Origin of the sequence: Bacillus sp. 95MFCvi2.1, assembly GCF_000374965.1 — a bacterium.
Classification (GTDB): domain Bacteria; phylum Bacillota; class Bacilli; order Bacillales; family Bacillaceae_G; genus Bacillus_A; species Bacillus_A pseudomycoides.
Window position 1 is genome coordinate 72,429 of sequence record NZ_KB895698.1, and the last position, 15,088, is coordinate 87,516.

The 15,088-nt window shown below is 36.0% G+C and carries 14 protein-coding genes; 12 read left to right on the forward strand and 2 right to left on the reverse strand.

The annotated features are described in order from the left end of the window. The first annotated feature begins 96 nt into the window (after positions 1-96). From C568_RS0114180 to C568_RS0114195, 4 genes are all read left to right on the forward strand, one after another. Positions 97-1,512, forward strand: a complete 1,416-nt coding sequence (locus tag C568_RS0114180) for an amino acid permease (protein WP_018765586.1) — start codon at positions 97-99, stop codon at positions 1,510-1,512. Between the two features lie 122 nt (positions 1,513-1,634). Next, on the forward strand, positions 1,635-2,198 hold the full coding sequence (locus C568_RS0114185; protein ID WP_003205860.1) for a class I SAM-dependent methyltransferase: 564 nt from the start codon (positions 1,635-1,637) through the stop codon (positions 2,196-2,198). 223 nt (positions 2,199-2,421) lie between these two features. After that, complete coding sequence (locus C568_RS0114190; RefSeq protein ID WP_003195140.1) at positions 2,422-2,799, forward strand: ArsR/SmtB family transcription factor; 378 nt, start codon at positions 2,422-2,424, stop codon at positions 2,797-2,799. 27 nt (positions 2,800-2,826) lie between these two features. Then, entirely contained in the window at positions 2,827-5,193 is a 2,367-nt protein-coding gene (locus tag C568_RS0114195) for a heavy metal translocating P-type ATPase (RefSeq protein WP_018781916.1), read from the forward strand. A 171-nt stretch (positions 5,194-5,364) separates the two neighbouring features. Here C568_RS0114195 and C568_RS0114200 read toward each other — a convergent pair whose 3' ends face one another. Continuing rightward, the gene (locus tag C568_RS0114200; RefSeq protein WP_006093496.1) at positions 5,365-6,828 is read right to left on the reverse strand and encodes a nicotinate phosphoribosyltransferase; all 1,464 of its coding nucleotides are present in this window, start codon (positions 6,826-6,828) and stop codon (positions 5,365-5,367) included. Positions 6,829-7,093: 265 nt separating this feature from the next. On the opposite strand from C568_RS0114200, the gene C568_RS0114205 reads away from it, so the two are divergent. The 3 genes from C568_RS0114205 to C568_RS0114215 all read left to right on the forward strand — a co-directional run bounded on the left by C568_RS0114205 (position 7,094) and on the right by C568_RS0114215 (position 10,375). Then, positions 7,094-8,371, forward strand: coding sequence for a helix-turn-helix domain-containing protein (locus C568_RS0114205; RefSeq protein WP_006093497.1), 1,278 nt, complete (start codon positions 7,094-7,096; stop codon positions 8,369-8,371). Continuing rightward, positions 8,368-8,496: an NprX family peptide pheromone gene (locus tag C568_RS34260; protein WP_018765584.1), complete on the forward strand. Its 129-nt coding sequence runs from the start codon at positions 8,368-8,370 to the stop codon at positions 8,494-8,496. The genes C568_RS0114205 and C568_RS34260 overlap by 4 nt, the downstream gene beginning before the upstream one ends. Before the next feature lie 178 nt (positions 8,497-8,674). Beyond that, positions 8,675-10,375 carry a M4 family metallopeptidase gene (locus C568_RS0114215; protein WP_018781917.1) on the forward strand — a complete coding sequence of 567 codons (1,701 nt, stop codon included), beginning with the start codon at positions 8,675-8,677 and terminating at the stop codon, positions 10,373-10,375. A gap of 46 nt (positions 10,376-10,421) precedes the next feature. Here the strand turns inward: C568_RS0114215 and C568_RS0114220 are convergent, their stop codons facing one another. Continuing rightward, positions 10,422-10,970, reverse strand: coding sequence for a TVP38/TMEM64 family protein (locus C568_RS0114220; RefSeq protein WP_018781918.1), 549 nt, complete (start codon positions 10,968-10,970; stop codon positions 10,422-10,424). A gap of 155 nt (positions 10,971-11,125) precedes the next feature. Between C568_RS0114220 and C568_RS0114225 the strand changes: the two genes are divergently transcribed. From C568_RS0114225 to C568_RS0114245, 5 genes are all read left to right on the forward strand, one after another. After that, on the forward strand, positions 11,126-11,428 hold the full coding sequence (locus tag C568_RS0114225; RefSeq protein ID WP_018781919.1) for a metal-sensing transcriptional repressor: 303 nt from the start codon (positions 11,126-11,128) through the stop codon (positions 11,426-11,428). A 16-nt stretch (positions 11,429-11,444) separates the two neighbouring features. After that, on the forward strand, positions 11,445-13,835 hold the full coding sequence (locus tag C568_RS0114230) for a heavy metal translocating P-type ATPase (RefSeq protein WP_018781920.1): 2,391 nt from the start codon (positions 11,445-11,447) through the stop codon (positions 13,833-13,835). Positions 13,836-13,931: 96 nt separating this feature from the next. Next, on the forward strand, positions 13,932-14,135 hold the full coding sequence (copZ, locus tag C568_RS0114235; protein WP_003195128.1) for a copper chaperone CopZ: 204 nt from the start codon (positions 13,932-13,934) through the stop codon (positions 14,133-14,135). Between the two features lie 144 nt (positions 14,136-14,279). Beyond that, positions 14,280-14,798: an RNase A-like domain-containing lipoprotein gene (locus tag C568_RS0114240; protein WP_018765580.1), complete on the forward strand. Its 519-nt coding sequence runs from the start codon at positions 14,280-14,282 to the stop codon at positions 14,796-14,798. A 15-nt stretch (positions 14,799-14,813) separates the two neighbouring features. After that, a complete protein-coding gene (locus C568_RS0114245) occupies positions 14,814-15,086 on the forward strand; it encodes a hypothetical protein (RefSeq protein WP_018781921.1) in 273 nt (90 codons plus the stop codon). Positions 15,087-15,088 lie beyond the last annotated feature (2 nt).

The window sequence follows — 15,088 nt, forward strand, 5'->3', positions numbered from 1 at the left end:
TAATACAAACTAAAAATCGAACAATATTTAATACAACATGATAAGAGCTAAGAGAGAAGACCTCTTAGCTCTTCTTAGTCAAAGGGGGCATACATCGTGGCCAACCTATTTAAAAAGAAATCCGTTACGCAACTGTTAGGGGAAAGTCAAAGTAAAACTTTGACGAAAACACTAGGGGCATTTGACCTAACAATGCTAGGGATTGGTGCGATAATCGGTACAGGAGTTCTTGTATTAACTGGATTAGTGGCAGCAAGAGATGCTGGTCCAGCAGTTATTTTTTCATTTATGATTGCAGCAATTGTTTGTGGATTTGCAGCATTATGTTATGCGGAAGTTGCTTCGACACTTCCTGTTTCAGGTAGTGTATACACATATTCTTATGCAACAATTGGTGAGTTTGTAGCCCATTTAATGGGATGGACGTTACTATCTGTATATGTTGTAACAACAGCGGCCGTAGCTGGCGGATGGACAGGTTACTTCCATAACTTGATAAGTGGATTTGGATTGGAAATTCCAAAAGCGCTGTTAACGATTCCATCTCAAGGTGGTATTGTGAACTTGCCAGCAGTAATCATCACGCTCGTATTAACATGGTTGTTATCACGTGGTACGAAAGAGAGTAAGCGTGTAAATAACGCAATGGTATTAATTAAAATTGCTATTGTTGTCTTATTTATTGCAGTTGGTGTATTCTACGTAAAACCAGAAAACTGGGTACCATTTACACCGTACGGTTTAAGTGGAGTCTTTGCCGGAGGAGCAGCAGTATTCTTTGCTTTCCTAGGTTTTGATGCATTAGCAACTTCAGCAGAAGAAGTAAAAAATCCACAGCGTGACCTTCCAATTGGTATCATTGCTTCGTTAGTTATTTGTACGATCATTTATGTTGCAGTTTGTCTTGTTATGACTGGTATGGTTTCTTATAAAGAATTAGATGTACCAGAAGCAATGGCTTATGTACTAGAAGTTGTCGGACAAGATAAAGTAGCTGGTGTAATTGCTATTGGAGCTGTAATTGGTATTATGGCTGTAATTTTTGCTTATATTTACGCAACAACACGTGTATTCTTTGCAATGAGTCGTGACGGTTTATTGCCAGAATCTTTTGCGAAAATTAACAAGAAGACAGAAGCACCAACATTTTCAACTTGGTTAACAGGGATTGGTAGTGCTTTAATTGCTGGATTTATCGATTTAAAAGAATTGTCGAATTTAGCGAATATTGGAGCGTTATTAACATTTGCGATGGTTGGTGTATCTGTTATCATTCTTCGTAAAACACATCCGAATTTAAAACGCGGATTTATGGTACCACTTGTACCAACTTTACCAATCATTTCAATCGCATGTTGTCTATTCTTAATGTTCAATCTACCATTAACAACATGGATGTACTTCGGTGCTTGGTTAGCAATTGGAGTAGTTGTATACTTTGTTTATTCGAAAAAACATAGTCATTTAAAAGAAGATACAAGTTCGCAAGATAGCTTAGAAAAAGCTAATTAAGGGGATATAATAAATTGTAAGCCTTGTGTGCCTAGGGAGCGCGCAAGGTTTTTTCTTTTGGTCAAAGGAGGAAAAAGTAGTATCTTGTAGAATTTATATGTTGAAATATTCAAAGGGGTGAAATGATGGTTGTAAAAGACGAATTAAAAATTGTTGTTGGTGCAGGAGAAATTAACAATAACCCAGGATGGTTACATACAAATGAAGATGAATTGAATTTATTAAAAAGAGAAGATTGGATAAAAAGGTTTGATAGTAACTCTTTAGAGGTAATTTTAGCAGAGCATGTATGGGAGCATTTATCATATGAGGAAGGTGTAGAAGCAGCGAAAGTGTGTTATGAATTTTTAAAGAACGGTGGTTATATTCGCTGTGCGGTTCCGGATAGCTTTTTCCCGGATGAAGAATATCAAGAAGGGGTACAAGTTGGGGGACCTGGACCACTAGATCATCCAGCGGCGAGCCATAAAATTGTTCACAATTATAAAACGATAATATCCATGTTTGAGAGCGCAGGATTTCAGGTGAAGCTTTTGGAGTATTGTGATGAGAGTGGAGAGTTTCATTATAATGATTGGGATGAAAAAGAAGGATTTATTTATCGGTCTAAACGCTTTGATCATAGAAATCAGGATGGAAAGTTAGGGTTTGTTTCTTTAATTGTTGATGCAGTGAAAGGTGAATAAATGAAGAAAAAAGGATGTACGAAAGGATAGAAACTTTCGTACATCCTTTTTGTATGAAGAATATAACGGATGTGGAAAATAAGTGATATGTTTTTAAATTTGAACAAAATGTTCGGAAAATTTGTTATGGATTTTATTGACACATATGAATGGGCGCTCATATAATAAAGGTATAAGATATATGAATGGTTGTTCATATGTTCAAATGAAGAGGTGAGCTATAATGGCTGAAAATAAAGTAGAAACATGTCAAGAAGCATGTTCTCAAACAATTATCCATGGAGAAGTTGTTGATCAAGTGAAACAAACGATTCCAGCTGACGAAAGTTTAAGTAAAGTGGCAGAATTATTTAAAGTATTAGGTGACCGTACGCGTACCCGCATTTTACACGCATTATTTGAAGCAGAAATGTGCGTATGTGACTTAGCGTATTTACTCGGCATGACACAATCATCTATTTCTCATCAGTTGCGTGTTTTAAAGCAAGCAAAACTTGTGAAAAACCGTAAAGAAGGAAAGGTTGTGTATTATTCATTAGCTGACCATCACGTAATTCATATCTTTGAGCAAGCATTTGAACACGTAAATGAGGAAGAATAGAAAATAAAAGCACAAGGAGGGAGAAAGATGGCAGAAGCACTAGTGAAACGAAAACTTGTGTTAGAAGGATTAGATTGTGCGAACTGTGCGATGAAAATTGAGAAAGGGGTCGGAGGATTAGAAGGTGTCTCCTCTTGTTCCGTGAACTTCGCAACTAAGACAATGACTTTAGAAACAGAACAAAATAAAGAAAATAATGTTGTTGCTGAAGCGAAACAGCTTGTTACGAAATTAGAACCGCACATTCAAGTAAAGGATGAACAGAAAACAAAAGTTGTAAAAGAAGTATTTGTATTAGAAGGGCTAGATTGTGCAAATTGTGCAATGAAGATTGAAACAAAGGTAAAAGAGATGCCTACGGTTTCAGCGGCCGCTGTTGACTTTGTATCGAAGAAATTAAAAATAGAAGTGGCAAATAAAAAAGAGCTTGAAACGACAGTACAAGATATTAAAAATATTGTTCATAAATTAGAGCCAGATGTAAAAGTTGTCCGTGAAGAAAAAACAGGTCATGATCATGGACATAGTCACGATCACGGTGAAGGAAATGTGAAGAAAATGCTATGGCGCTTAGCGATTGGTGGTGTTTTAACAGGAGTCGCTGCACTTGCAGGATTACCACAAATGATAACAATTCCACTTTTCGTTATCGCATATTTACTCATTGGTGGAGATATTGTTTGGCGAGCTGTGAGAAACATAACACGCGGGCAAGTATTTGATGAAAACTTTCTAATGGCAATCGCTACACTTGGAGCATTTGCAATCGGGCAATATCCAGAGGCTGTCGCAGTTATGCTGTTTTATCAAGTAGGTGAGTTATTCCAGAGTATTGCGGTGAATCGTTCTCGAAAATCGATTACTTCATTAATGGATATTCGTCCTGATTATGCAAACGTTAAAGTTGGCAATGAAACAAAACAAGTCTCACCGGAAGATGTACAAATTGGAGATTATATCATTGTTAAACCAGGTGAGAAAGTACCATTAGATGGGAAAGTAGTTGAAGGAACATCAATGGTAGATACTTCAGCATTAACAGGTGAATCTGTACCGCGTGAAGTAGAAGTTGGGAAAGATGTATTAAGTGGTTTTGTGAACCAAAATGGTGTGTTAACAATTGAAGTAACAAAAGAATTTGGTGAATCAACTGTATCGAAAATTTTGGATTTAGTACAAAACGCAAGTAGCCGAAAAGCACCAACAGAAAACTTTATTACGAAATTTGCGCGTTACTATACTCCGGTCGTAGTTATTACAGCAGCGGCATTAGCGTTTATTCCACCTCTTATTTTAGAAGGGGCTACATTCTCTGATTGGATTTATCGTGCATTAGTGTTTCTTGTTATTTCTTGTCCATGTGCATTAGTGGTATCTATTCCACTTGGATTCTTTGGCGGTATTGGTGGAGCCTCTAAAAACGGTATTTTAATCAAAGGAAGTAACTATTTAGAAGCACTGAATGATGTGAAACATATCGTCTTTGACAAAACAGGAACATTAACAAAAGGTGTATTCAAGGTAACGAAGATGGAGCCAAATGGAGCAACTACAAAAGAAGAACTCCTTGAATATGCTGCATTTGCGGAAGTTTATTCAAATCATCCAATTGCACAATCTATTCGAAGTGCATATGGAAAATCAATTGATGAAAATATGATTGAGGATTATAGTGAAATTTCCGGTCATGGTACAGTTGTAAAAGTACAAGGTAAAGAAATTTTTGCGGGCAATGCAAAATTAATGAAAAAAGAAAATATTACATTTGAACAGCCGCAAACAGTGGGCACGCTTGTTCACGTTGCTGTAGACGGTGCATACGCTGGTTATATTGTCATCTCAGATGAAGTAAAAGAGGACTCAAAACAAGCAATTCAAAAGTTGAAAGAACTTGGTATTAAGAAAACGGTAATGTTAACAGGTGATGCGAAATTAGTTGGAGAAGCTGTTGGTAAGGAGCTTGGCTTAGATGAGGTTCACGCTGAATTATTGCCACAACAAAAAGTAGAAGAAATTGAAAAAATTGATAGTGCAAAACAAGCGAAAGAAAAAGTTGCGTTCGTTGGTGATGGTATTAATGATACACCAGTATTAGCGAGAGCAGACGTCGGGATTGCGATGGGTGGATTAGGATCTGATGCAGCAATCGAGGCGGCGGATATTGTAATCATGACAGATGAACCTTCTAAAATCGCAACGGCTGTCAAAATTGCCAAACGTACACGGAGCATTGTATGGCAAAATATTATCTTTGCACTTGGTGTGAAAGGACTGGTCTTATTACTTGGTGCATTTGGAATTGCAACAATGTGGGAAGCTGTTTTCTCAGATGTGGGCGTTACGCTACTTGCTGTATTGAATGCGATGCGTGTGCTTAGAGTGAAAGATTTGTAAAATAAAGTGAAACTTTAATCAGTGGGGGATATCTCCCACTGATTATTAGCCCTCACGAATCGGGCTTCTACGGGCAATTTATCTCCCAGCTAACTTCTTTTGCTGAACTTTGAGGTGGGATATTACTGCCCGTAAATAGCGGGATAAAAAGAGAAGCGAAGGCTTCTCTTTTTATTTTTGTATATTTTTTGAAACCTGATCCCGTACGGTTTGAATGTAATTCATTTTATGATCCCAGCATTCTTGGCTTAAATCTACAGGATATTCTTCGGGATTTAGTGTTCTCATATATTCTTCCCAAAATAGTGCTAAGCTGTTTTCTGTGTATTTTTGAATGTCTAATATGTTAGGTAATTCATATGTTCTTTTACCATTTGTGAAAATGTTATGATGAAGCTCGCGTGCTTCAAAGTTTGTCACGAATTTACTGATGTACGTATGGACAGGATGGAACATTTTTAAACGTTCTTCCTGCTCAGGTTCTTCTGATTCTAAAGCGATATAATCACCTTCTGCATGATTGTTAACGCGATTAATGATTCGATAAATTCGTTTTAATCCTGGCGTTGTAATCTTTTCAGGATTAGAAGAGATTTTAATCGTATCATTTAATGTGCCATTCGCATCCTCAATCGCAACTAACTTATAAACAGCTCCTAAGGCAGGTTGCTCAAATGATGTAATTAATTTTGTTCCGACGCCCCATACATCAATTTTTGCCCCTTGTGATTTTAAATGCATAATTGTATATTCATCTAAATCACTAGAAGCGATGATTTTTGTATTTGTAAATCCAGCTGCATCAAGTAGTTTTCGTGCCTCTTTTGATAAATAAGCCATATCGCCGCTATCAAGACGAATACCATAAAAATCAATGCGGTCACCAAATTCTTTCGCGATGCGAATGGCATTTGGTACACCAGATTTTAATGTGTCGTATGTATCGACAAGAAAAACACATTTTTTATGTGTTTCAGCATACTTTTTAAATGCAATATATTCATCACGGTATGCTTGGACAAAGGAATGAGCATGCGTACCAGCAACTGGAATACCAAATCGTTTTCCAGCACGGACATTGCTTGTAGAAGAAAATCCACCGATAAAGGCTGCGCGTGTACCCCAAAGGGCCGCATCAAATTCATGAGCACGGCGTGTACCAAATTCTAATAGTTCATCATTGTTCGCTGCATGTTTCATGCGAGCTGCTTTTGTAGCGATTAATGTTTGGTAATTCACAATGTTTAACAAGGCGGTTTCAATAATTTGAGCTTCACCAAGCGGTGCGTCAACGCGCAATAATGGCTCGTTATTAAAAACCACTTCTCCTTCTTGCATACTACGAATTGTCCCGGTAAACCTCATGTTTTGTAAATACTGTAGAAACTCTTCTTCAAATTGTAGCTCTTTTAAATAAGTGATATCACTTTCGGTAAAACGAAAATTCTCTATGTATTCTATAATTTTTTCAAGACCAGCAAAAATGGCGTAACCATTTTTAAATGGAAGCTTTCGGAAATATAAATCAAAAACAGAGCGGCGATTATGAATGCCGTCTTTCCAATATGTATAAGTCATGTTGATTTGATATAAATCTGTATGTAAGGCGTAACTATCATCTTTATAATGATTCATTGTGAAAACACCTCCGTAATTTGGTTATATTATATCGTTTTTTCTAGTTTATGCCAAAGAATCCATTTCTAATAAGAAAGAGTGATTTTAATGTTTGGTAATATAGGTGATATAACATGTTTTTAGCATGAAATTTAGCTACTTCAATTGGAATAAAACAAATTTATCGAAAAAACTTTTGGAAAATTTACATTTATCAATTTATATTTTTGGTATTTTTATGTATTATTAAAGTAGTGGGGGTAAATGAGAATGGAGGAGGACAATGCAACAAACTTTAGAAAAAATCGGCAAACAAGTTTTTTATAAGCGGCTGCAGCAAAAAATGACACAAGAAGAATTATGTCAGGGCATTTGTTCCGTCTCATATTTAAGTAAGATTGAAAATGGAAAAATAGAAGCATCGGAGGAAATCTTGCAGTTGCTCTGCGCGAGGTTAGAGATTGCCGTGTCGGATTTGAGAGATGTAGAAGAAGAAGTGAAAGAGAAATTAGATGATTGGTTAAACGCATTAGTTCATTTGGACAAGCAACAGGTTGAACGCATATATAAAGAATTACAGTCTGAAATGAAAAATGTCTTAGATTTTGAAATTATAAATTATTATAATCTGCTGTATACACGTTATTTGATTATGAAAAGAGATCTTTCTGCGCTTGAAGAAGAACTAGAGAAATTAAAGAAGATGTATAAGAAGTATTCTCCGTTTCAGAAGTTGCTGTATACGTATAGTAGGGCTTTATTATATTGCATGCAATATAAATATAAACAGGCATTAGAGCATTTGTTAAAAACAGAGTCTATGGCGAAAGAACAAGGTTATTATGAAACGGGGATATATTATAATTTAGCACTTACGTATAGTCAGATGGAAATCGATCATATGACATTGTACTTTGCGAATGTTGCGTTAGAAGGTTTTCGAAATGAATATAAGTTTCGGCATGTAATCAACTGTCAACTTTTAATCGCTTTCAGTTATATACGAAAAAAACAGTATAGTGAAGCTATGGGAATTTATAATCATATTTTAAGAGAGGCTGATTCTTTTGCGGATAAAGATAATATCATGTCAATTGCCTTGAATAATATGGGGTACTTATATTATCGTCAAAATAATTATGAAAAAGCAAAAGAATATTATTTGGAGGGTCTACAGTATAAAAAAGAAGAAGATTTAAATTATATTGATGCTATGTATGAGATTTCTTTGCAATGTATTCAGTTAAAAGAATTTGAAGAAGCGAGAGGTTGGATTGAAAAAGGAATTTCTGCTGCAAGAAAAGATGATAGGTATAAAAGTATGTTGCACTTATTATTAATTCTTCAATATAAGTATTATGGAAAAAAAGAGGTATATAAGAAGTTTTTAGAAATAGAAGCAGTGCCTTTCTTTAAGGGTGAAAAAAATATGAAAGATTTAAAGAAGGTATACTTAGAATTAGCGGAATACTTTGAAGAATCATCGGAATTTCAAGAAAGTAATCGATATTATAAATTAGCAATTATGTTGTTAGAAGAAGAAGGAGGGGTTATAGTATGAAAAAGATAATCTTAGGAACTTTTGTAATTATAACGGTTTTAGCGGTAGCATTCGATGTGCAGTGTGCTTGGAAACCAGATAACTATGGTCAAGAAACGAATGCAGCAGAAACAGTAAATGTATAGTAAATTACCAAAAAAGGCCCTTTCCAAACGGAAAGGGCCTTTCTCAATAATTGTTCGCCAAAATTCTACAAAACTTGAGAAAGGATTTTTTTGAATTTTCAGTATATCAATATTGGAAACCTAATGCTAATATAAAATTACTCTTTTTCAAAAAAATTTTTATTAGGGGGAAGGTTATATGAAAAAGAAGAGTTTAGCATTTGTATTAGCGGCAGGAATGGCAGTTACAACATTTGGAGGGACAAGTTCTGCATTTGCAGATTCAAAGAATGTGCTCTCTACGAAAAAGTACAATGAAGCAGTACAGTCACCTGAGTTTATCTCTGGAGATTTGACTGGAGCAACTGGAAAGAAAGCAGAATCTGTTGTATTTGATTATCTAAATGCAGCAAAAGGAGAGTATAAGTTAGGGGAAAAGAGTGCAGAGGATTCTTTCAAAGTGAAACAAGTGAAAAAAGATTCTGTAACTGATGCAACAGTGGTACGTATGCAACAAGTATATGAAGGTACACCAGTATGGGGGTCTACTCAACTAGCTCATGTTAGTAAAGATGGTTCATTGAAAGTTTTATCTGGAACAGTTGTACCTGATTTAGATAAAAAGGAAAAATTAAAAAATAAAAATAAGATTGAAGGCAAAAAAGCAATTGCAATTGCACAGCAAGACTTAGGATTAACTCCAAAATATGAAGTAGAGCCATCAGCGGATTTATATGTATATCAAAATGGTGAGGACACAACTTATGCATATGTTGTGAAATTAAACTTCTTAGAGCCAAAACCAGGAAACTATTATTATTTCATTGAGGCAGAAAGCGGTAAAGTATTAAATAAATACAATACAATTGATCATGTGAATGGTGAAAATCAAGCACCACTTAAGCAAGAAAATGCTAAACAGGAAGGTAAAGCAGTTGTAAAACCTGTTACAGGGACAAATAAAGTTGGAACGGGTAAAGGTGTACTAGGGGATACAAAATCTATTAATACAACACTATCTGGATCTACTTATTATTTACAAGATAATACACGTGGAGCAACGATTTTCACATATGATGCGAAAAATCGCTCTACATTGCCAGGGACATTATGGACAGATACAGATAATGTTTTCAATGCAAGCCGTGATGCAGCTGCAGTAGATGCTCATTATTATGCGGGTGTAACATATGACTATTATAAAAATACGTTTAATCGAAACTCCGTTAATGATGCAGGGGCGCCGTTAAAATCAACGGTCCACTACGGAAGTAATTACAATAATGCTTTCTGGGACGGTTCACAAATGGTATATGGGGACGGGGATGGTTATACATTTACTTCATTATCAGGTGGATTAGATGTAATTGGGCATGAATTAACGCATGCTGTTACAGAAAATAGTTCGAATTTAATTTATCAAAATGAGTCAGGTGCGTTAAATGAAGCGATTTCTGATGTTTTTGGTACATTAGTAGAATACTATGATAATCGTAATCCAGATTGGGAAATTGGTGAGGATATTTATACGCCTGGCAAATCGGGAGATGCGCTTCGCTCTATGAGTGATCCAGCGAAATATGGCGATCCAGATCATTATTCTAAACGTTATACTGGTTCAAGTGATAACGGTGGTGTTCATACGAACAGTGGTATTATTAATAAAGCGGCTTACTTACTAGCGAATGGTGGTACGCATTACGGTGTAACAGTAAATGGCATTGGTAAAGATAAAGTAGGCGCAATCTATTATCGTGCAAATACACAATATTTCACTGAATCTACTACGTTTAGTCAAGCGCGTGCTGGCTTAGTACAAGCAGCTGCGGATTTATATGGTGCGAACTCTGCTGAAGTTACAGCGGTGAAGCAGACATATGATGCAGTTGGTGTAAAATAGGGTTCATTCTTCTTTAGAAAAAATAAAAAGGAGCAGATGCTCCTTTTTATTTTTTCTTCCACTTCTTCCATATATATAATACCCCGATGCAACCGGCAATCGTGATAATCCACTTTGCTTCACTTGTTCCGTTTATGACATGGTATGCAGAATACACTTCAATGAGTAATGCCGGTATTTTTCCTAGTGTACTTGCAATACTGAAAGAGAATAACGATATTGTTCCTAATGCTGCAAATAAGGTGATAATGCTTGACGGAATAAATGGAACAAGCCGAAATGATAGAACGAGTAAAAATGCCTCTTTACCTTGTACATAAAGAAGGCGTTCTACTTTTGGATAATTGTTTAATTTGTTATGAGTCAATTTTTGAAAACCTAGTCGATAGAAATAAAATGAGACAATTGCTCCCAATGCTTCGCCTGCGATTGAAATAATTGTTCCATCTGTTAAACCGAAAAGTTGTATGTTGATGGCTGTTAAAAATATGCTTGGAATAAACCCTGCCAAGCTGATGATGATATTGAATAGAATACTGAGTGGAATTGCAATCGTGTGATGCTCTGTGAGTAAATTGTGAATCATTTCTTGCATATAGTTATAGTCCTTTGTCTTTTTTAGCATTACACCATATTTGCTCAATATAGGCAAGTGTGGATTTTAATTAAAAAATATAAATTTTCACAGTTAAAAACTTGCAACATTATACCCCTTACGGGTATAATGTATATAGAGAAGGGGGTATACAGATGGACCATTGTTCAAATCAAGAAAAGATGGTTCCGCGAACGGACGAAGAGATCGAGAAGGTTGTAAAACGCTTAAAAAGGATTGAAGGTCAAGTGCGCGGTATACAAAAAATGATTGAAGAAAATCGTTATTGTGTAGATGTATTGATTCAAATTTCTGCGGTGCAAGCAGCGTTAAATAAAGTCGGTTTTTCATTGTTAGAGCGACATACAAATCATTGTGTCGCTAAAGCGATTCAAGAAGGTCATGGAGATGAGTCTATTCAAGAGTTAATGAAAGTCATCAAACAGTTCTCAAAATAGAAAGGAGACGAACTGTATGGGTCAGACAAAACAGATCACGGTTGGTATTGATGGGATGACATGTTCAGCTTGTTCAGCCAGAATTGAGAAGGTGTTAAATAAGTTAGAAGGTGTAGAAGCAAATGTAAATTTAGCTATGGAACAAGCAACGGTTCAATACGATGTGGACGCGCAATCTGCAGAGTCAATCACAAATCGTATTGAGAAACTTGGTTATGAAGTTCGGACGAAAAAAGTAAGTCTAGATATTGATGGAATGACGTGTGCCGCATGTTCAAATCGGATTGAAAAAGTAATTGGAAAAATGGAGGGAATCGAGAGTATTACTGTTAATCTGGCGATGAACACTGCAACAATCGTATATAAAGATGGCCCTATTACTATAGAATCTATTTTAGAAAAAATAACGAAACTCGGTTACAAAGGAAAGCTCCAAGAAGAGACTGAACCAAATAAAAAAGCAGACAAATTAAAAGGGAAACGAAAACATCTATTTCTTTCTATTCTGTTATCATTACCGCTTCTCTATACAATGGTAGCGCATATGCCATTTGAAACGGGGCTATGGATGCCGCATTTTTTAATGAATCCGTGGGTGCAATTATTGTTTGCAACACCAGTACAATTTTATATCGGTTCACAATTTTATATTGGCGCATACCGTTCTTTACGAAATAAAAGTGCGAATATGGATGTGCTTGTTGTACTTGGTACATCAGCTGCGTATTTTTATAGCTTATATGAAGGTTTGAAAACATTACAAAATCCATCGTATTCACCGCAGCTGTATTTTGAAACGAGTGCAGTGCTCATCACATTAATTCTTGTTGGAAAATATTTCGAATCTGTTGCGAAAGGAAGAACAACGGAAGCGATTTCAAAATTAGTAAGTCTACAAGCAAAAGAGGCATTGGTCATTCGTGATGGACGTGACATGTTAATTCCAATCGAAAGTGTTGTTATTGGTGATACCATTGTTGTAAAACCAGGTGAAAAGATACCTGTAGATGGTATTGTTTTATCAGGTATTTCGTCAGTTGATGAGGCAATGATTACCGGTGAATCAATCCCCATGGATAAACAGGTCGGTGATGCTTTAATAGGTGCAACAATTAATAAAAACGGTACGTTAACAATGCGTGCTGAAAAAATTGGAAAAGATACAGCCCTTGCAAATATTATTAAAATTGTGGAAGAAGCGCAAGGGTCTAAAGCACCAATTCAGCGCATGGCAGATACAATTTCTGGTATATTTGTTCCAATCGTTGTTGTTGTCGCAGCAGTTGCCTTTTTAATTTGGTACTTTGCTATTACTCCGCAAAATTTACCGCAATCTCTTGAAGTAGCTATAGCAGTATTAGTAATTGCCTGCCCTTGTGCACTGGGACTGGCAACACCAACTTCTATTATGGTTGGAACAGGGAAAGGTGCAGAGAAAGGAATTCTTTTTAAAGGTGGAGAGTATTTAGAAGCAACGCATAAAATTAATGCTGTTTTATTAGATAAAACGGGTACGGTTACAAAAGGGAAACCAGAAGTAACAGACGTAATGATCCTGCAAGATGACATGCTTTTATTTGCGGCTTCCGCAGAAAACGTTTCTGAACATCCGCTAGCCTCTGCAATTGTAGAATATGGAAAACAAAATCAAGTTTCTTTACTACCTGTAGAAACGTTTCGTGCAGTACCTGGGCATGGAATTGAATCGATTATAGAAGAGAAATCAGTTATCATTGGGACTCGAAAATTAATGAGTGAACACAGCGTCAATATAGCGGAATATGAGAATGTAATGAGTGAGCATGAAGCAAACGGAAAAACGGTTATGCTTGTAGCAATTGCGGGTCAGTTTGCAGGAATGATTTCTGTTGCCGACACGATAAAAGAAAGTTCAAAAGAAGCTATTCATACGATACAATCTGCGGGAATTGATGTTTATATGGTAACAGGAGACAATAAACGAACTGCTGAAGCAATTGCAAAACAGGTTGGTATCAATCATGTATATGCAGAAATATTGCCAGAGCAAAAGGCAAATATTGTAGAACAATTACAGCAAAAAGGAAAGCAAGTAGCAATGGTTGGTGATGGTATTAATGATGCTCCAGCACTAGCGAAAGCGGATATAGGGATGGCGATTGGAACAGGTGCAGATGTAGCAATTGAAGCAGCTGATGTTACATTGGTTGGAGGAGATTTAGGGCATATCCCACAAGCAATTGATTTAAGCCAAAAAACGATGAAAAATATTCGTCAAAATTTATTTTGGGCATTATTTTATAATGCGATTGGTATCCCCATTGCGGCAAGTGGCTTGTTAGAACCTTGGGTAGCTGGAGCAGCGATGGCATTTAGTTCTGTTTCGGTTGTAACGAACGCTTTGCGTTTGAAGCGTGTTAAAATATAAAGTGAAGCCAATGTTTTTACGAGCAATACACCTTATTATAGGTTATGCTGCTCATAAATAATAAATAAAAGATTTATAATTAAGGAGGAATTGGAAATGACTGTAACATTGAATGTACAAGGAATGACATGTAATCATTGTAAAATGGCTGTGACAAATGCATTGCAAGAACTAAACGGAGTAAATGGCGTAGCAGTTGAATTGCAAGCGGGCACAGTAGCTGTTGAATATGATGAAGCAAAAGTGAATATAGAGCAGTTAAAAGATGCCATTGAAGAGCAAGGATACGATATTGTATAAAGTGAAATTGTTATCAATCAGGCAAATGTTCATGTAGAAAAAATAAGACAAAGCGTGTAGGGTTTTAGAATTCTACACGCTTTTTTTATATGTGAAATTGACTTTTTGTGAAGTTACGATAATAATCATGAAAGAGGTGATATGATGAAACGATTATGGGGTACTTTCTTGAGTAGCTTGTTTGCAATGGTTCTTATCTTAAGCGGTTGTGCGGGACAAGAGCAAAACAAAGCGAACCCGAAAGAAAATAATTCAACATCAGTAGAAAAAATTAAAGATACGATTTTAGATGAAATGGAAGGACCGCCGAAAAATGGCCATACGATAGAACGACATGTTGGGAAAACAGAAGATGAGCTAAAGAAGCGGTTGCAGACAGATAAAGTATCAGCTGCAAGTACATATTATGATAAAGAGATAGCAACAAAAGCTGTAAAAGATAGCTTAAAGCAACATGAGCAGGAAATTGAGAAATGGTTAAAGAACTCCAAAGAAAATCGTCTTGTATTAAATACGAAGCATTCATTTCCTGTTGGAAAAACGGTATTAAAGCGAGATATGAGTGTAAAAGATAAGCTTATGAATACAGTTACCGTTTTGGCGAGAGATAAATCAGGGGCATTAGGATTTAAAATCATTACTTCCTATCCATCAGATAAGTAAGAAAGGGGGGGGAGCATGTATCCGATACTTCAATATTTCTTAAGAGCATATTGCACGTTAAGTGTGTATGAGGATGAAATAATAAATGTAATGACTGAGTTTCTAGAACAAGAGGATCAGGAAACAATTGAAAAATTAAAAAGCGAGTTATTACATATAAAGCAGACAGAGGCATGGGAAGAAGGTTGTTTAATAGTAGCTAAACAAGGAAGCCGTATATGGTCTTTAGAAGAGACGAGGGAACATATGGGGACATTTGTACGTTTATTGCAAAATAAAAAGGCGTGAAT